The 17,799-nt window shown below is 68.7% G+C and carries 18 protein-coding genes and 1 pseudogene; 10 read left to right on the forward strand and 9 right to left on the reverse strand.

What is annotated here, in order from left to right; translation table 11 throughout:
• Positions 1-7 precede the first annotated feature (7 nt).
• Positions 8-892, forward strand: a complete 885-nt coding sequence (locus AC069H_RS25820) for an alpha/beta fold hydrolase (RefSeq protein WP_478234076.1) — start codon at positions 8-10, stop codon at positions 890-892.
• Here the strand turns inward: AC069H_RS25820 and AC069H_RS25825 are convergent.
• Together AC069H_RS25825 and AC069H_RS25830 are read right to left on the reverse strand one after the other, a co-directional pair.
• The gene (locus tag AC069H_RS25825; protein ID WP_478234077.1) at positions 873-1,634 is read right to left on the reverse strand and encodes a 2-keto-4-pentenoate hydratase; all 762 of its coding nucleotides are present in this window, start codon (positions 1,632-1,634) and stop codon (positions 873-875) included. The two genes, AC069H_RS25820 and AC069H_RS25825, sit on opposite strands and share 20 nt — an antisense overlap.
• Complete coding sequence (locus tag AC069H_RS25830) at positions 1,631-2,428, reverse strand: 2-keto-4-pentenoate hydratase (RefSeq protein WP_478230453.1); 798 nt, start codon at positions 2,426-2,428, stop codon at positions 1,631-1,633. The genes AC069H_RS25825 and AC069H_RS25830 overlap by 4 nt, the downstream gene beginning before the upstream one ends.
• 130 nt (positions 2,429-2,558) lie before the next feature.
• Between AC069H_RS25830 and AC069H_RS25835 the strand changes: the two genes are divergently transcribed.
• The 7 genes and pseudogenes from AC069H_RS25835 to AC069H_RS25865 all read left to right on the forward strand — a co-directional run bounded on the left by AC069H_RS25835 (position 2,559) and on the right by AC069H_RS25865 (position 7,835).
• Positions 2,559-3,131, forward strand: coding sequence for a hypothetical protein (locus AC069H_RS25835; RefSeq protein ID WP_340686404.1), 573 nt, complete (start codon positions 2,559-2,561; stop codon positions 3,129-3,131).
• Positions 3,132-3,165: 34 nt separating this feature from the next.
• Complete coding sequence (locus AC069H_RS25840) at positions 3,166-3,573, forward strand: CoA-binding protein (protein ID WP_340686403.1); 408 nt, start codon at positions 3,166-3,168, stop codon at positions 3,571-3,573.
• A 280-nt stretch (positions 3,574-3,853) separates the two neighbouring features.
• Positions 3,854-4,636, forward strand: coding sequence for an IclR family transcriptional regulator (locus tag AC069H_RS25845; protein ID WP_340686402.1), 783 nt, complete (start codon positions 3,854-3,856; stop codon positions 4,634-4,636).
• 84 nt (positions 4,637-4,720) lie between these two features.
• Positions 4,721-4,927: pseudogene (locus AC069H_RS25850) on the forward strand (L-lactate permease); the annotation flags it as partial.
• A 37-nt stretch (positions 4,928-4,964) separates the two neighbouring features.
• Complete coding sequence (locus AC069H_RS25855; RefSeq protein WP_478234078.1) at positions 4,965-6,335, forward strand: L-lactate permease; 1,371 nt, start codon at positions 4,965-4,967, stop codon at positions 6,333-6,335.
• Between the two features lie 107 nt (positions 6,336-6,442).
• Positions 6,443-7,315, forward strand: coding sequence for a nuclease (locus tag AC069H_RS25860; protein ID WP_478234079.1), 873 nt, complete (start codon positions 6,443-6,445; stop codon positions 7,313-7,315).
• A gap of 124 nt (positions 7,316-7,439) precedes the next feature.
• On the forward strand, positions 7,440-7,835 hold the full coding sequence (locus AC069H_RS25865; protein WP_478234080.1) for a sigma factor-like helix-turn-helix DNA-binding protein: 396 nt from the start codon (positions 7,440-7,442) through the stop codon (positions 7,833-7,835).
• A 56-nt stretch (positions 7,836-7,891) separates the two neighbouring features.
• Here the strand turns inward: AC069H_RS25865 and AC069H_RS25870 are convergent, their stop codons facing one another.
• Positions 7,892-9,166: an RNA polymerase sigma factor gene (locus AC069H_RS25870; protein WP_478234081.1), complete on the reverse strand. Its 1,275-nt coding sequence runs from the start codon at positions 9,164-9,166 to the stop codon at positions 7,892-7,894.
• 30 nt (positions 9,167-9,196) lie between these two features.
• Positions 9,197-9,613, reverse strand: a complete 417-nt coding sequence (locus AC069H_RS25875; protein WP_478234082.1) for a YciI family protein — start codon at positions 9,611-9,613, stop codon at positions 9,197-9,199.
• Positions 9,614-9,763: 150 nt separating this feature from the next.
• Between AC069H_RS25875 and AC069H_RS25880 the strand changes: the two genes are divergently transcribed.
• On the forward strand, positions 9,764-10,753 hold the full coding sequence (locus tag AC069H_RS25880; RefSeq protein ID WP_478234083.1) for a small ribosomal subunit Rsm22 family protein: 990 nt from the start codon (positions 9,764-9,766) through the stop codon (positions 10,751-10,753).
• Here the strand turns inward: AC069H_RS25880 and AC069H_RS25885 are convergent.
• The 4 genes from AC069H_RS25885 to AC069H_RS25900 all read right to left on the reverse strand — a co-directional run bounded on the left by AC069H_RS25885 (position 10,735) and on the right by AC069H_RS25900 (position 14,094).
• A complete protein-coding gene (locus AC069H_RS25885; RefSeq protein ID WP_478234084.1) occupies positions 10,735-11,649 on the reverse strand; it encodes a LysR substrate-binding domain-containing protein in 915 nt (304 codons plus the stop codon). The two genes, AC069H_RS25880 and AC069H_RS25885, sit on opposite strands and share 19 nt — an antisense overlap.
• A 52-nt stretch (positions 11,650-11,701) precedes the next feature.
• On the reverse strand, positions 11,702-12,415 hold the full coding sequence (locus AC069H_RS25890) for an ANTAR domain-containing protein (RefSeq protein ID WP_478234085.1): 714 nt from the start codon (positions 12,413-12,415) through the stop codon (positions 11,702-11,704).
• 31 nt (positions 12,416-12,446) lie between these two features.
• Positions 12,447-13,172, reverse strand: coding sequence for a GAF and ANTAR domain-containing protein (locus tag AC069H_RS25895; protein WP_478234086.1), 726 nt, complete (start codon positions 13,170-13,172; stop codon positions 12,447-12,449).
• A gap of 301 nt (positions 13,173-13,473) precedes the next feature.
• Positions 13,474-14,094, reverse strand: a complete 621-nt coding sequence (locus AC069H_RS25900) for a sigma-70 family RNA polymerase sigma factor (RefSeq protein ID WP_478234087.1) — start codon at positions 14,092-14,094, stop codon at positions 13,474-13,476.
• Positions 14,095-14,399: 305 nt separating this feature from the next.
• On the opposite strand from AC069H_RS25900, the gene AC069H_RS25905 reads away from it, so the two are divergent.
• On the forward strand, positions 14,400-15,587 hold the full coding sequence (locus AC069H_RS25905) for a beta-1,3-glucanase family protein (RefSeq protein WP_478234088.1): 1,188 nt from the start codon (positions 14,400-14,402) through the stop codon (positions 15,585-15,587).
• A gap of 9 nt (positions 15,588-15,596) precedes the next feature.
• Here the strand turns inward: AC069H_RS25905 and AC069H_RS25910 are convergent, their stop codons facing one another.
• On the reverse strand, positions 15,597-17,756 hold the full coding sequence (locus AC069H_RS25910) for a terpene synthase family protein (protein ID WP_478234089.1): 2,160 nt from the start codon (positions 17,754-17,756) through the stop codon (positions 15,597-15,599).
• Positions 17,757-17,799: the final 43 nt, after the last annotated feature.

The raw sequence follows: 17,799 nt of genomic DNA on the forward strand, positions 1-17,799 counted from the left end.
TGTCCTGATGCCGGAGAAGATCGCCGAAGTGAACGGCATCCAGCTGTGCCACGAGACGTTCGGGCCGCCGGGCGGCAGGCCGTTGCTGATGATCATGGGTTTGGCGTCGCAGATGATCTGGTGGGACGACGAACTCTGCGAGAACCTCGCGGCCGAGGGGTTCTACGTCATCCGCTACGACAACCGGGACGCCGGCCGGTCCAGCCGGATGTCCGGCCGGGCGAACCTGCCGCTCGCGTACGCCCTGCGCACGGCGCCGTACTCACTGGCGGACATGGCTGGTGACGCCGCCGGGCTGCTGACCGCACTCGGCGTCGAGAGCGCGCACGTCGTGGGCGCGTCGATGGGCGGGATGGTCGCGCAGACGCTGGCCATCGAGTATCCGTCGCGGGTGCGGTCGCTGACGTCGATCATGTCGACCACCGGCAACCGGTTCGTCGGGCGGCCGAGCGCCAAGGCGATGGCGATGCTGCTTTCGGCGCCTCCTCGCGGCCGAGAGGAGTACGTCGATTCGCTGGTGCGCACCTTCCGCGTCATCGGCTCGCCCGGCTACCCCTTCGACGAGGCGCGGATGCGGGAACGCGCGGAACGGTCCTTCGATCGCGGCGTCGATCCCGGCGGGACCGCGCGGCAGCTGGCGGCGATCGTTTCGAGCCGGGATCGCTTCCGCGCGTTGCGGAAACTCGAGGTGCCCGCACTGGTCGTGCACGGTTCGAAGGATCCGCTCGTGCACGTTTCCGGCGGCCGGGCGACGGCCCGTGCGCTGCGGGAGTCCGAAGTGGACATCGTCCCCGGCATGGGGCACGACCTCCCGCGCGTGATCTGGCCGCGGCTGACGCGCGGTCTGGTCCGGACCGCCGACCGCGCCGACGTCAAGACCCGGCGAGCGTGATCGAGCCCAGATGCGAGAAATGCGCCGCCACCCGTGAACCCGGGCGCACGTCGACCGCGTCGGTCATCCCGCCGGTGAGCACGATCCAGCCAGGCTCCAGCGCGAGCCCCCGAGCACCGAGGGTGTTGGCCGCCAGCGCCAGCGCTTCCGCCGGATGTCCCTGCACGGCCGCGCCGGTGGCGGTGTCGACGATCGCACCGTCGACCTCCAGAAGCGCCGCCTCCAGCGAGAGATCAACTGTGGACGGCTCGGCGCCGACCGGGCCCAGCGTGAAATAAGCCGAGAAACCGTTGTCCGCCACGGCGTCCGGCAGCCTGCCCCGATAGTCGCGGTAGCGGCTGTCGACGATCTCGATGCCGCCGTGGACCCGATCCACCGCCGCCATCGCGGTCGCCGCGGTGACACCGGGGCCCGCGAGCCGGTCACCCAGCACGAAAACCAGCTCGGGCTCCGCACGCGGGTGGATCAGCGACGGCACCGGGACGCCGGCGGGCAGCACCATCGCGTCGGTCAGCCACGCGAGCAACGGCGAGTCGATCCCCATCCGCCGCTGCATCGCACGCGAGGTCAGGCCCAGCTTGACGCCGATCACCGTCTCGCCGCGCACCCGCCGAAGCCGCAGCGCCTCGTCCTGGATCGCATAAGCGGTATCGACGTCCAAAGCGGGCCACGTGTCCGTCAGTGGCTCGCGTTCTTCCCCGGACAGCAGCGCTTCCGCCGCCTCACGCACACCAAGGCTCACGGCCGTTCCTCCCCGGAGAACTTCGCGGTGACACTGCCGAGCCCCGCCATCGTCGCGACGACGGTGTCGCCGGGACTCACCGGGATCGCGCGCGTCATCGAACCCGGCAGCACGACGTGCCCCGGTTCGAGCGCGACACCGAGCGGCCCGACCGTGTTCGCGAGCCACACCAGCGCGTTCACCGGTGAGCCGAGCACCGCGCCGCCGGCCCCGGTCGCCGCGATCTCACCGTTCTGGTGCAGGACGCAGCCCACCAGCCGCAGGTCGATGTCGCCGATCGCGGTCGGCCTGCTGCCGAGGACGACACCGCCCGAGGACGCGTTGTCCGCGATCGTGTCGACGATGCTGATCTTCCAGTCCCGGATACGGGAATCGACGATCTCCAGCGCCGGGACGACGAAGTCCACCGCCCGCAGCGCGTCCGCCACCGTGACGCCGGGGCCGCGCAGCCGTGAGCCGAGCACGAACGCGATCTCCGGCTCGATCCTCGGCTGCAGGAAGCCGCCGACCGGGATCGGCTGGTGTTCGAGGTGGAACATCGAGGCGGTCAGATGGCCGTAGTCGGGCTGGTCGACGCCCATCTGCCGCTGCATTGCGGCGGACGCGAGACCGACCTTGTGCCCGCGCACCTCGTCGCCGCGTTCGGCCCAGTGGCGGACGAGCCGCTGCTGGATGCGGTACGCGTCCTCCAAGGTCGCGGCGGGATACGTCTCGATGAGGGGCGCGATCGGCTTGCCGGTCTCGTACGCGCTGAGCAGCGCGGCCGCGGCCTCCTGCAGCGTGCTGGCGTCCATGGGCTCCTTCCGACAGCCGAACTCTGCCCCGTCGCCTGTGCCCGCACAAGACGCCCGTTCCACTGGCCGGTACGCACGGATTAGGCCGAAAGGGTCTCGCACGCCCCCGATCATCACCTAGCCTGCACCCATGTCCGATTGGACGCTCTCACGGGCGAAGGCCAGGATCGACCGCCGCGAAGAGCTCGACGAGCTCACCGCGCGCATCCGCTACGAGGTGCGGGTGCACCTCAACGAGCCCACCGCGCACAACGCCTACGACGAGCTGACCGACATCTTCGCCATCGGGCACGCGGAGTGTTCGGCGCTGCTGAAGCACCGCCGTGTCCTGCCGCTGTGGGAGCGGCTGCTGCTCCAGCGCTACACCCGGCGTCTCTACGGCAAGGCGGTCTCGGCGACCGTCGGTGACCTCCCCGCCGACGCGGGGCCGGCGCCCGCGGCCGCGTTCGGCCCGGAGATCGCCTCCCTGACCCCGGATTCCGGTGACACGGGGGCGAAGTTCGACCTGCAGGGCCGCGGCCTGGTCAACGTCTTCCGGATCGCCGCCGGGCGGCACGGCGAGATCTGGCCGGACCGCCATGACGTCGCGACGACCTCCGCGCGCAGCGTCCTCACCTGCTCCGCGGTCTTCCTGCGCCGCCGCGCCTGGCACGTCGTCTGGCCGGTGTATCGGGTGCGGGGGCTGAGACTCTGGAAGCTCTAGGAATGCGCTGCCACCTGCCGTCGTTGAACCCGGTATGACCGATCGCGCCACCGAGATCCTCGCCGGATCGAAGACGATCGCCGTCGTGGGGCTGAGCCGCGATCCGGCCAAGGCCTCGCACGGGGTCGCCGCCGTGCTGCAGGCACACGGGTTCCGGATCATCCCCGTCCACCCCTCGGCCGACGAGCTGCTGGGCCAGAAGGTCTACCGCTCGCTCACCGACATCCCGGAGCCCGTCGACATCGTCGACGTCTTCCGGCCGTCCGAGGACACCCCGCCGATCGCCGAACAGGCCGTCGCGATCGGCGCGAAGGCGCTCTGGCTGCAGCAGGGCATCGTCTCCGCCGAGTCCCGCCGGATCGCCGAAGAAGGCGGGCTGGCTTACGTCGAAGACCGCTGCACCGCCGTCGTCCGAGCGGTCGCGAATCTGTCTGTGCGTTAGAAACGTACTTCGCCACGAACCCTCGCCGCGATTTTCCGGCGGGGGTTCGTTCATATCCGTGAACAGAAGAATGACCTTTGAAGTCATACATCGATTCTGATCAGCCGAACGAATTGGTCCAAACCGGTGATCTTGACGGGAAGCCTCCAAGCTGGGAAAACTTGTCCGGTCGCCAGTTTGTTAAGAAACCTTCCCTAGGGTGGGGCGAGCTGTTAACGTCCGAATCCGCTTAGCGGAAACAGGTGCCGATCACCGGCACCCCGGTCCATCGGAGGGCGAAGTGGGCACACCCCGCTCCCTGGATTCCAGTGGCACACTCGAGCGCGGACTCGCGGTTCTCGAGCATGTGGGCCAGAACCAGGAGATTTCCACCAACGCGATCGCCCGGCAACTGGGTCTCTCCCGGAGCGCGGCCTACCGCATCGTCGGCACCCTCAAGAATCTCGAATACCTCGAAGCCGATCGCACCACCGGCCGCGTGCGGCTCGGCACCCGGCTGGTCGAACTCGGCGCCCGCGCGATGGCCGCGACCGACCTCCACCGCTGCGCGCCGCGTTATCTCGCGTCGCTCGCCGAACGCAGCGGCGAGACGACCTATCTCGCCGTCCCGGACAACGACACGATGGTCTACGTCGCCACCGAACGCAGCGCCAACGCCGTCACCCTCGCCTGCCGCCTCGGCACCCGCCGCCCGCAGCACGCGACGTCGCTGGGCAAGGCGTGGCTGGCGGCGCTGCCCGAACAGGACCGCGTCGAACGCATCCGCCGGATGAAACTCGACAGTCTCACGCTCAAGACGATCAACGATCCGGCCCGGCTCCTCGACGACCTTGCCAGGACCAGCCGCCGCGGCTGGGCCGTGGACGACGTCGAGAACGAACCGGACGTGGGCTGCGTGGCCGCCGCCGTCCGCGACCACACCGGACGGCCGATCGCCGCGATCAGCATCGCGGGCCCCGCCGGCCGGGTGCTCCGCCGCACCGACGAACTGGGCGCGACGGTGGCGGGCACCGCGGCCGCGCTGTCGCTCCGGCTGGGTTACGTCCGCGCGCAAAGGGCCTGACGTGGGCTGGGTCCAGGACTATCAGCCGGCGGGCGGGCTCTGGCCGTCCGCCGCGCTGCGGCGCTGCCGATCATCGTGCTACTGGTGACGCTGGGAGTCCTGCGCCGATCGGCGCAGCTCTCGGCGGCGCCGGCGCTGATCACCGCGCTGCTGGTCGCGGTACTGCTGTATCGCATGCCCGCCGGGCTCGCCTTCGATTCCGCGGCCATGGGTCTCGTGTTCGGGGTGTGGTCGGTGGCCTGGATCGCGTTCCACGCCGTGTACTTCCACAACGTCACCGTCGCGACGGGACGATTCGACGACATCAAGGCGGCCCTCGCCGGGTTCAGTGAGGACCGCCGCCTCCAGGCGACGGGCGATCGCGTTCGGCTTCGGGGCGCTGCTGGAAGGGATCGCGGGCGGCGGCTCGCCGATCGCGATCACGGCGGCGATGATGGCCGCGCTCGGTTTCCCGCCGGTGAAGGCGGTCGTGCTCGCGTTGCCGGCGAACACCGCGCCGGTCGCGTTCGGCGGCCTCGGCAATCCGCTGATCGTGCTCGGCAGGCTGACCGCGCCGATCCTCGGCATGAAACAGGAACAGGCGACGGAACTGTTCTCGTCGATGGTCGGCCGACAGCTCCCGTTGCCGGCGCTGATCGTCCCCGGCTTCCTGATCGTGGTCCTCGCGGGCTGGAAACGGATGATCGAGGTCTGGCCCGCCGTGCTGACGGCCGGGCTGTCGTTCGCGGTCATGCAGTTCGTCACCTCGAACTTCATCAGCCCGAGCCTCGTCGACGTCGTCGCCGCGCTCGCCGCGATGGCCTCGCTGTGGATCTTGACGCGGTTCTGGCAGCCGTCGGCGATCCGGCGTTTCGACGGCGAAGAACCGGTGCGGGCCGGGGCAAGCCTCGGCGCGGCGAAAGCCGGGCGCGGCGCGGCGAAAGCCGGGCGCGGCGCGCTGTACGCGTGGGCGCCGTACATCATCCTGATCGCGGCGATCTTCCTGTCCCGGATCGGCACGATCTTCAAGAACCCGCCGGAATGGCTGGCCCTGACGAAGCTGCTGCACAAGGCCGACTGGGTGTTCGCGTGGCCGGGACTGCACAAGGAGGTCGTCCAGCACGCGCCGATCACGCCGAAGGACACCCCGTACGCGGCGACGTTGACCGTCGATTTCCTTTACTCGCCGGGAACGGTGGCCCTGATCGCGGCGATCGTGGCGGGCTTCCTGATGGGCGCGAAACCGCGGCTGCTGCCGGCGACCTACCGCCGGACGCTGCACCAGATGCGCTGGGCGCTGGCGACGATCTTCATGATCCTCGCGATCGCGTTCGTCATGAACTACTCGGGTGCGACGCAGACACTCGGCCTGGCGCTGGCGACCACCGGGTGCTGTTCCCGTTGTTCTCGGCCTACATCGGCTGGCTGGGGGTGTTCCTCACCGGATCGGACGCGTCTCTTCGGGCCGATGCAGGTGATTTCGGCTCAGCAACTGCACGTCGACCCGATCCTCGCCGGTGCCACCAACACCTCCGGCGGCGTGATGGGCAGGATGATCTCGCCGCGGAACCTGTCCATCGGCGCCACCGCGATCGGGCGATCCGGGCAGGAGGGCGCGCTGCTGCGGCAGACCTTCCTGTGGTCGGTCGTGCTGACCGCCGTGGTCGGGGGTATCGCGTTGCTTCAAGCGACCGTGCTGGAGTTCATGATCCCGTCGTGAGCGGGAATGCGGGAATGTCCACAATGGTCACCCGATCTTTACCGGCCATTGGGCTGGATGGATGAACGCCAGGTTCGTTCACCGGAATGGGAACTACCGTTGTCCTCATGCCCATGACGCTGATCAAAGGTACGTTCCAGCTCGTCGGAGCCTCACCGGACGGCGATTCGGTACGGTTCTATCCCGAAGATCCCCAGGCGACCAAGAAGGCGGGCCTGAAGGTCCGGCTCAATTCGCGGGGCGGGATGCAGCTTCGGCTCGACGCGATCGACGCGCTCGAAACGCATTACCAGGGCAGGGGAACCGGCGGGATGTGGCATCAGCCCGCGGAATTCGCCGACGCCGCCGCGGCGCACCTGCTGAAGGCCCTCGGCTTCAAGACGGTCGAACGCGATGAACGGGGAACGGTCACTTCGTCGACGCCGATCAAGGTACCCGGTCACATACTGACGCGGTTCGCCGACAAATACGGACGGGCGGTGGCGTTCGCCTTTCCCGGACAACGGCCGGGACGGTCGGCGGACCTTTCCAAGGTCCATCTCGACGTCAAAACGCTGAAGAACTCCGCGAACTACCGGCAGGTCGCGGACGGGCTCGTCTACCCGACGTTCTATTCACTGCTTTACCCCGATCTGCGTGACGCCTTGGCCGAAGCGGCGGTCGAAGCGCGCCAGAACGGGCTCGGGCTGTGGCCTCAGGACGTCACGAACTCCGGGTTCAAGCTCTCGTCGCGCCGGCAACTGGCCGATGAGCTGGTGATCCTGCCGAAACTGTTCCGCAGGCTCGTCGACTACCTCGCGCTCGACGAAAGCGGCGGGGTCTCGCTGAGCGGCTTCTCCGACTTCCTCGATTCCCGCGACGACCGCCTGTTCACCGTCCCGGACGGGCACGCCACGGAATTCGAGACCTTGGTGAGCGTGAGGCGGCAGACCGTGAGCCTGACGATCGAGCCCGAGCGGACCGTCTTCATCGAGGCCTGAACCATGTCCCGTGTCGGCAAAAACACCGTACCTCCCTCCCCCTCCACCGTGCTCATCTGAAAGGTGGGAGAGGGAGCCGATGCGAGGACACGGTTCACGACGGCCGGAGGAGGCCGGCGGGCGGATGGAGACGGCTTCGAAACTCGTCGACGCCATCCGCGTCCTGGTCGTGCGCTACTGCCGGGCGCGGATCGGCCGCCGTGCGGGCACCTACGACATCGCCGACGCGATCGCGAAGGACAGCTGCCGCGAGATCGTCGCCGGGGCGGCCGGCGCTCCCGCGCTCCTCAGGTTCGCCTACGACGTCACGCGCGGCCTGGTGGACGACTTCCACCGGACCACCGCCGAGCTGCCGAACCCGCTTTCCGGGCTGCCGGGCCAGCAGCGCGAGATCATGGTGCTGCGGTCGCTCGTCGGGCTTTCCGCCGACGACACCGCGCTGGCGCTCGGCTGCTCCGTCCAGGCCGTCCGGCTGGGGCAGCACCGGGCGCTGAGCGCGTTGCGTCCTGCCCCCGCCTGACGCGTTTCGTCCTCTGGATGCGGTAGTTCGTGGCGCGAACTACCGCATCCAGAGGACTAATCGCGGCGGGTGCACTCCGCCGCCCGGTTCAGCAGCAGGGTGCGCTCGCGGTCGTTCCCGGTCATCCCGGCCGCGCGCTCGAACTCGGCGCGGGCCTCGTCGAGGCGGCCGAGCTTCGCCAGGAAGTCGCCGCGCACACTGGGCAGCAGGTGGTACGACTTCAGCGCGGGCTCCGGCACCAGCTTGTCGACGACCTCCAGCCCCGCCTCCGGGCCGACGGCCATCGACAGCGCCACCGCCCGGTTCAGTTCGATCACCGGCGACGGGTTCAGCTTCCCGAGCCCTTCGTACAGGACGGCGATGCGTGCCCAGTCCGTCTCGTCGCCCGTTCGCGCCCGCGCGTGACAGGCGGCGATGGCGGCCTGCGCCGCGTAGACGCCGAAAGCGCCGTCCGCCAGCGACTCGGCGAGCTCCAGCGCGGCGAGACCACGGCCGATCAGGAGCCGGTTCCATTTCGTCCGGTCCTGATCCATCAGCAGCACGGGTTCGCCGTTCGGCCCGACGCGCGCGGCGGCTCGCGACGCCTGGATCTCCATCAACGCGACGAGCCCGTGCACCTCGGGTTCCCTCGGCATCAGCCCGGCCAGGATCCGGCCGAGCCGCAGTGCCTCTTCGCACAGCGCCGGTCGCATCCAGTCCTCGCCCGCCGTCGCCGAATAGCCCTCGTTGAAGATCAGGTAGATGACCTCGAGCACCGAGGACAGGCGCGCGACCCTGTCCTCCCCCTCGGGCACCTCGAACGGCACCTTGGCGTCGCCGAGCGTCTTCTTCGCCCGGACGATCCGCTGCGCGATGGCGGTCTCCTTGGCGAGGAACGCCCGCGCGATCTCGTGCGTCTGGAGCCCGCCGATCATCTTCAGCGTCAGCGCCACCCTGGCCTCGGTCGACAGCACCGGATGACAGGCGGTGAACACCAGCCGCAGCAGATCGTCCTCGATATGGTCGTCGAGACCGGCGGTGAAGTCGGGATCCTCCTCGAACTCCAGCTCGCGGCCGATCTCGCCGAGCTTCTTCTCGTACCGCTCGTTGCGCCGGAAGGTGTCGACGGCGCGGCGTTTCGCCGTGGTCATGAGCCAGGCGCCCGGGTTCCTCGGGACGCCCGACTCAGGCCACTGTTCGAGCGCGGCGACCAGCGCGTCCTGCGCCAGTTCCTCCGCGAGTCCGACATCGCGTGTCATCCGCGCGAGGCCGGCGATGAGGCGGGCCGATTCGATCCGCCACACCGCGTCGATCGCCGAACGGGGGTCTGCTGTTGCCGTCACGCCGACCAATCAACATCGTCGGCGCGACGACCGCAACCACTAGTTCGCTCCGGTCTGCTCCCGCAGCTTCTGCTCGCGCTCGACGATCTCCGGTGTCGCGTTGTCGAAGTCCTCCAGCTCCGCGATGCGGCGGATTTCGATCTCGCCCTCGCGGAACGGCGCGCGCTTCATCCATTCGACGACCTCGGCCCTGTCCTTGACCTGCAGGATCCAGAAACCCGCGATGAGCTCCTTGCTCTCGGCGAAGGGCCCGTCGACGACCCTGGCCTCGTTGGTGCCGGAGTACTGGATGCGGAAACCCTCGGCGCTGGGGAGCAGGCCTTCACCCGCGAGCATGACGCCGGCCTTCACCAGTTCCTCGTTGAACTTCCCCATCTCCTGAAGGTCCTCGGCGCTCGGCTGCGCACCGGCCACGTCGGTCTTCTCGTCGCTCTTGACAATCACCATGAACCGCATCTCGTGTCTCCGTTCCCGGCGGGGCTCGTCCCTGCCACATCTACGCGTCGATCGGGCATCCCCGGTTTCGACACGGTCCCCGAACTTTTTCCGCGGATATTCGAACAGCCGGAAAATCGCAGGTCAAGGCCCATGAGAGGATGTTCCCTCGTGGCAGCACTCCCCCAAACCCTCCGCTCCGCCCTCGACGAAGAGCTGGGCAAGTACCCGCAGAACAGGCTGACGCAGTCCGTCGAGCGGCTCAGCACGCGCTACCGCGAGAACAACCCCGCGAGCGCGCCCATCCTCTCTTCCGAGGTCGACATCGCGGCGTACGCGGGCTACCGGATGCCTGCCACGTACGCGGCCGTACACGCCGTTCTCGCCGAAGCCGCCCTTCGCGCTCCTGGGTTCGCTCCCCGGACGCAGATCGACGTCGGCGGCGGGACCGGTGCCGCGATCTGGGCGGCGGCCGGCGTGTGGCCGTCGCTGGAGGAAAGCACCGTCGTCGAGCAGGTCCCGGGCGCGATCGCGCTGGGGCGGCGGCTCGCGGGGAACGCCGGCGACAAGGCCGTCCGGGGCTCGACCTGGCGACGTGGCCTGATCGACCCGGCCGCGCCCGCGCCGGAGGCCGATCTGGTGACCCTCTCCTATGTCCTCGGGGAGCTGCCCGAAGCCCGCAGGGCCGACGCCGTCCGCTGGCTGTCGGCGAAGGCCGGGATGCTCGTCCTGATCGAACCCGGCACCCCCGCCGGCTACGAACGGATCGCCGAAGCGCGGGATCAGCTCGTCGGGCTCGGGCTCTCCCTGGTCGCGCCGTGTCCGCACGAAGGCGCGTGCCCGATCCCGCGCGGCAAGGACTGGTGCCATTTCTCCGCGCGTCTCCCGCGCACCGGCCTGCACCGCCAGCTCAAGTCGGGAACGCTCGGCTTCGAGGACGAGAAGTTCTCCTACGTCGTCGCGTCGCGCACGGCACCGGAACGCGCCGAAGCCCGCATCCTGCGGCATCCGGCCAAACGCAAGGGCATGGTCGGCCTCTCCCTCTGCGCCGGAGCCGGGCTCACCGAAACGATCGTCACCAAACGGCACGGCCCGGCCTACCGCGCGGCCCGCGACGCCGAATGGGGCGACGCCTGGCCCGCTCAGTCCACAGTGGACTGAGGACCTCGCCGCACCTGATTGCCGACGGCGGCGAGCAACGCGCCGAGGGCCGGATTGTCGTTGCTCCGCCGCCACATCAGTTCGAGTTCGACCGGGCGGTTCTCGACACCGTCCACCGGACGGAGCACCACCCCCTCGAAGTGCAACGCGGCCGCCGCGGCCGGCACCAGCGCGACCCCGATCTCCGCCTTCACCAGCGCGAGCACCGTATGCACCTGACAGGGGTACTGCGTGTACTCCGGCAGCACCCTGGCGGCGCGGAACACCGCCACGACCAGGTCGTGGAAGTAGCGGCCCTCCGACGGCGAATACATGATGAACGGTTCGCCGTCGAAGTCGCGGACTTCGGGATTCTTCTTGCGCCGCGCCAAAGGATGCGCCGACGGCAACGCCGCCAGCAGCGGCTCCCGCCACAGCGGCAGGGTCACGACGTCGGCTCCCGTGACCGGCGGCCGGATCATGCCGAGATCGATCCCACCCGCCAGCAGTTCCGCCACCTGCGCCGCCGTCACCATCTCCCGGAGTACTAGATCGACGCCGGGCACCTCGGCGTTCGCCACGGCGATGACGCGTTCGAGGTAGGAATACGCCGCCGTGGCGGTGAAGCCGAGCGTGACGACCCCGGCCTCGCCTTTCTTCGCCCCCCGGGCGTACAGCGTCGCCTCTTGCACCGAACGAAGGATCTTCCTCGCCTCGGCCAGAAAAACCCGTCCTGCCGGGGTCATCCGGACCGTGCGGTGCGTCCGGTCGAACAGCTCGACCTCCAGTTCGCGCTCCAGCAACTGGATCCGCCTGCTCAACGGCGGCTGGGTCATCGAGAGCCGCTCCGCCGCCCGGCCGTAGTGCAGTTCCTCGGCCACCGCGACGAAACTCACCAGCTGCTCCAGGGAAAACACCCAGCCAGTCTAGGTATCGCCGAAGGGCGGACAAGCGCCGAATCGGTATCGTTCAGCGCGGGATTTCCACCGTGCGGTCGATGATCCCGGTCGCCACGGAGAGGATCTTGCGATTGTTGCTCCGCGCGTAGGCGCGCAATACGCCGAACGCGTCGTCGACCGAAACCCGGAGCCGCTCGGCGAGAACGCCTTTCGCCTGCTCGATGATCACCCTGCTGTTCAAAGCCGCCTGGAGCTGCGCGGTGATGATCTCCTGCCGCTGCCACATCCGGTGATGCAGGATGCCGATCGTGGCGATGTCCGAGAGCGCCTGCCCCAAGCACAATCCGTCGTCGTCGAGCGACGCGGGCCGGGTGTCGAACAGGCTCAGCGCACCGATCACGTCTTCCCGAAGCCGCATCGGCAAGGTGTACACGGAGCGGAATCCGGCGTTTTCCGCCTCTCGGGAGAACTTCGGCCAGATTCCGCCCGCCCGCGCCAGATCCGGGCAGTCCACCGGCTCGGCGCGCCGGTAGCAGTCCAGGCACGGCCCCTCCGAGTTCCGTAGCTGGAACAATTCGAGCAGGCGGGTCTTTTCCTCGGACGCGGCGACCATGGTGAGGGTGCCGCGCGGGTCGGCGAGCACCAGCCCGGCGGCAGGGACACCGAGTAGTTCGACGCATCCGCAAGCGAACAGATCGAGGAACTCGACGAGGTCGAAGTCGTCGACGAGGGTGTCCGCCAACTGGACGAAGGTCTCGCGCAAGCCGGCCGTCAGGTCGATCATCGTTTCTGATATCTCCTCAGGCTCACGCCCGTCATGGTTCGGACCGGAACGTGACCCGGCGAAGCACCACGTCCATGGCCACCTCGTCGAGCCTCCTGTCGTTGGTGTAGGCATAGGCACGCAAGCGCGCGAGCGCGTCCGCGAGCCCGACGCCGAGCTGGACCGACACCATGCCCGCGGCCTGATGCACCCGGTCGCGATGGCCGGTGAATCGGCGATCGATCAATCCGGCCAGCCCCGGCCCGCCCGTGTCGGCCTCGGCGATGGCGAGGGTGATCACCGCATCGGCGCAGACGAGTGCTTGCGCCCTGCCCTCCCTTGACAGGGATCCGGCGAATTCGCGATAGCAGTCGACAACGCCCACTTTGATCGCACCGGCCTGAATCGGCACCGCGATGATCGATTTCACGCTTCGGTCAATCGCCTCCGGCGCGAACATCGGCCATCGGAGTGCCGCCTCCGAACTGGTCAAATCGGTTACGACGACGAGCATACCGCCGCGCGCCACTTCCACCGCGGGACCTTCGCCAAGGGTGAACTGCAGATCTTCCAATTCGCGGCTGCGTTCGTCGGTGGCGAAGACCGGCTCGGCGAGACCTCCCCCGGGGGTGAGCACGAGCCCGACACCCGCCGCGTCGAGGACCTCTCCGCAAATGACGCAGGCGTGTTCGATAGAGACCGGTGAATCGGTTTCCGAAGCGAGAAAACACATCTTCGCCCATACCGAAGCGGCGCGATCATGCCGTCGAATCGCCATGGCGTGCCTCCCGGCGTTGCCCGATATCGGACGGGCCCGCCGGGATCAAGAGCGAACAGCGCGTACGGCTTGTCCGCACCAAGGACCATTCTTCCATGTTTCAGTGACGAATTCCCCTGCCCCAATGGCCCGTTCGGCCGGTTCCGGCTCACCGGTCCGCGCCTAGGGTGGATCCGAGACCGCTTGTCCCTGGCCCCCGGCAACGGCACTCGCCGGCGAGCTCTGGAGGGGCCATGTGCGTTCGCATTCTCGAAACCCGCGCCAAACGGGAGAACCCTTTTGTCCGGTTGTTGATCCGCATTCAGCTCAAGGCGTCCTGGCGCTGAGCACGGGCGCGCAGCCTGCTGATCGCGCGGTGCTTGGTCACCCGCACACGTGATGACGTCGTCCCGAGCGCCGCCGCGGTCTCGTTCGACGTCAGCTCGCCGATCACCCGCATTCCCAGCACCTCGCGGTGGGAGATCGGCAGCGTCCTCATCAGCCTGCCGAGCCGGAGGCCGAGTTCGGTCCGCAGGGCGCGTTGCTCGGGTTCCTCCGCGGCCCCCGCCGGACGTTCGGGGAGTTCACCGGTCAGCACCTGCTTGCTCCGCGCGGCCTTCCGGAAGACGTCGGCGACCTTGTTCGCCGCGATGGCACGCAGGAGGAACAGGAAGGAGCCTCCGCGGCGGCCATGTCCGGGGACCGCGACGAAGACCGCGAGGCAGATCTCCTGCGCCACGTCGGCCGGCTCGAGATAGGTCAGCTCATGGCCGCTGAGGCGGGTCTCGACGTACTGCCGCGCCCACGGCATGAGTGCGGCCATGAGGTCGTCCATGGCGTGCGGCGCGCCGTCCACCGCGGCCTTGGCGAGGCCGTCCCAGCCGGCGGGGGAAATCCACGTCTCACCGCCGCCGGTTCTTCGTATCGGAAACTCGTCGCTCATGTCCCGCTCCCCACGGATGAGAAAACCCGGCCGCCGGGGTCCAGGACGGAACCCGGCTCACGGTAGCCGACGAATCCGGCCACCTCAATCGACGAACGGCCCGCGACAAATTGTCCGGCCCGGCGGAAAACCGGACAGATTCCCACCAATGGTCTGGACATCTCCGCGTCCGGCGACGTAACTTCCCGTGCTGAGACCCCTCGCCAAGGTCACGCCCAGGCCGGGAACGCGCCCCCGGCCGACATCCGCAAGCACCGCCGCGGCGCGTCCGCGCTCCGCGACGGGATTCCGCCGAGGAGTGAACTGTGCGCATCCGCAAGAAGATCCGGCGCGTCTTGACCGCGTTGGCGGTCGCTCTCCCCCTGGTCACCGGAGTGTCGGCGCTTTCGGCACCGACCGCGGTCGCCGCGGGCCCCGATCCGCTGCCACTGACCGTCACCAACAACTCGAACCGCTCCGACGCGGTCCACCTCTACGTGCTCGGCACGAACCTCGACACCGGGAAACTCGGCTACGTCAACGCCGACGGCGCCTTCACCCCGTGGCCGCCGGGCGCGAACCCGCCGAGCCCCGCGCCGGACGTCTCGATCGCGGGCCCCGGCAACGGCGGCTCGACCACGCTGCGGATCCCGCGGATGCTCTCGGGCCGCGTCTACATGTCGTTCGGGCAGAAGATCAAGTTCTTCCTGACCCCGGACGGGCTGGTGCAGCCGGCGCCGTGGGCCGACGGCGACCCGAACCGCGACATCCTGTTCGACTGGAGCGAATTCACCTACGACAACAGCGGGCTGTTCATCAACAGCTCGCAGGTCGACATGTTCAGCGTGCCGCACGCCGTCGGGCTCACCAACGGGGCGGGGACGAACAAGGAGGCTGGGCGGCTCAAGGCGGGTGGCCGCGAAGCCCTCTTCAACGCCGTCCAAGGACAGTCCGGTTTCTCGAACCTGGTGTACAACCGGCTGCGGGTGCTCGCTCCCGGCAAGGGGCTCGACACCGGCAGGTTCAGCGGGACCTACCTCGACGGCTACGTCACGAGCGCCTGGAACGCCTACAAGTCGACACCGCTGACCGTGGTCCCGTTCGAGGCCGAACCCGGCAAGAAGTTCACCGGCCGGACCGGCGGGGACGACGTCCTGCGCTTCACCGACACCTCGGGCGCCACGGTGGCGTCGTTCAGCAAGCCGAGCACCCGTGACGTCTTCAACTGCGACGGGCGGCTGCACGCGCCGAACGACCAGGTCGTCGGCCCGATCGCGCGGACACTGTGCGCGGCGCTGCACCGCTCGACGCTCGGCACCCTGCACACGCAGCCGACCTACGACGCGGGCCAGTTCTACAAGCAGCCCGTGACCGACCACTACTCGCGGATCGTGCACGAGCAGATGGTGGACGGGAAGGCGTACGGATTCGCCTTCGACGACGTCGGGCACTTCGAATCGCTGGTGCACGACGGGGACCCGCGGACCGCGCGGATCATCCTCACCGCGTTCTAGGGGCGCGCCTCACCGCGCCCCGCTCCCGATCCGCCAGGCCGACATGCCGATCCCGCTCGGCACGCGCGAGAACGACGGCGGTTCGGGAGTGCGGGCGCGCTCCAGCTCCACGGGCATGTATCGCACGCATTTCCGGTGCCATTCCAGGATTCCGGCCATCCAGTCCTTGAGGTGGTCCGCGTACCCGGTCAGCGCCGTGCGGACGTCGTCGCCGAGCCCGAGGTCGTCGCACATCCGCGGCAGGCCCTCGCCGTCGAGCTGCTCGAACTGGTCCAACCGCGCGTTCATCAGCCGGGCGGCGATGTCGCGGGCCTCGATCCGGTCCACCGCCAGAAACCGTTCGACGACGTACACGAGGTTGTGCACCTCGCCCTCGTACTCGATCTCCTTCTGGTACGAGAACAGGTCGTTGGCGAACGTCGCGTAGTCCTGTGCCGCGGTGTCGAGTTCGGACAGCACGCGGTTCTGGAAGAGCTCCGGCGGCACGACGTCGCCGAGTTCGAGGAGCGCGAGGCTCTTCGTCAGGTCGGAGCCGAACGTCCGCCGCCGCGTCTCCACGTAGTCGACCGGGTCGGGGACGCGGTTCTGCGCTTGGTTCCCCACCTCCCACACCCAGCTCGCGGTCATGCTCTCGACCGCCCGCCGGAACTCCGCCCGCCCGTGCGGGGTCAGCGGTCCGGCGGTGCGGCTCCACAGATCCGCGAGGCCTCGCTCGACCGGGTTCGACGGCTTCGGCATCGGCTCGCCGCCGAGCGGCATGAACAAGGAAAGCCGGTCACTGCACAGTTTCGCGGCGATCACGTCGCGTTTCGCGCCGAAGACCAGAGGGAAGCAGTCGTCGCCGTAGGTGCCCCAAGTGAGCCAGTCGGTCGACAGCTTCAGCCGTTCGAAGTCCGCGTCCGCGTCGATCATCGCGGCGCAGTGCGCCAGGTCGATGCCGAGATACCGGCGCTCGTCCCAGACCCCCTCGTCGAACATCCCCATCTCGCGCGCCCAGCCCGGCCCGTACGCGCGGGCGGCGGCGAGGTGGGGGCTGGTGCGCACGGGGTACGGCATGCGGAATTCCGGCAGGGGCAGCTGCCCGACCTTCGCGAACGGCGGGGGCGCCTGCTGCCGCACCCGCTGGACCAGCCCCAGCCGGTTCGGCGAGAGCCCCGTCGGCTCGGTCACGCCCTCGTTCATGTACCGGCTCGACCGCACGTGCCATTCGTGCCCGCCGGACTGCCAATCCTGCAGGCCTTTGACGTAAAGGCCGACCGCGATCTGCTCGGACAGCGAGACGTCGCGTTCGGCCAGCAGCGCGGGCACCTCGACCAGCGCGGTGTTCTCGAACTGCTGCAGCCGCGAGGTCAGCAGGTCGTTGGTGAGATCGGCGGCCTCCTGCGTCGGGCAATCGAGGAATTTCTCGAAGACGAGGACCGCGTTCGAATTCTCCCCCTCTTCGCGCACTTCGCGTTGGTAGGAAAAGAGATCGTTGCGAAGGTGGACGGCGTCGGCGAACGTGTCGCGCAGGACCTCCATCGGCCTGGTCGCCGCGATCTCGGCCGGCACTTCGGCCCCGACGGCGTACTCGATGAGGTTCGCCGACCACGGCGCGCCGCCGACCCGGCGACGCATCTGGACGTATTCGATGGGGTTCGCGATCCGGCCGCGGTCGATGTTGTCCAGTTCCCAGAGCGATTCGACCATCAGGTTGTGCGTACTGGTGACGAAACGCCGTCGCCAGGCCTCCGACATCGAGGGAATGGTGCGCCCCCAAAGGTCTTCGAGCCCGGCCTCGGCGGGATTCGCAGGCTCCGGCGATGTTTCCCCCGGCCCGGTCATGAACAGTTCCAGGCGGTCCAGATAAGCCTTCGCACCCTCGATGTTCCGGGTGTACTTGAATTGCGCGAGGAAATCGTCGTCGAAGAAGAACACCCACACGTACCAGTCCGTGACCAGATCGAGGGACGGCCCGTCACAGTCCGGATGGGTGTGCGCGCAGAGCAGCGCGTAGTCCATTTTCGCCAGTGCCTGTTCGGTCCAGACGACGTCACCGGACGGCGAGGGTGAATCGAGCATCCCCATTCGCCTCGCCCAGGCCATACTGTGCGCCCGCGCCGCTTCGAGGTGCGGATTCATCCTGGCCGGATGCGGCACGTAGAACTCGGGCAAGGTGAAAGCCTGCATCTGCGAGCGCCTCCCGGGCCGATGTCGGATCCGTTCCGACGTT

The organism is Amycolatopsis sp. NPDC043887 (genome assembly GCF_056435665.1).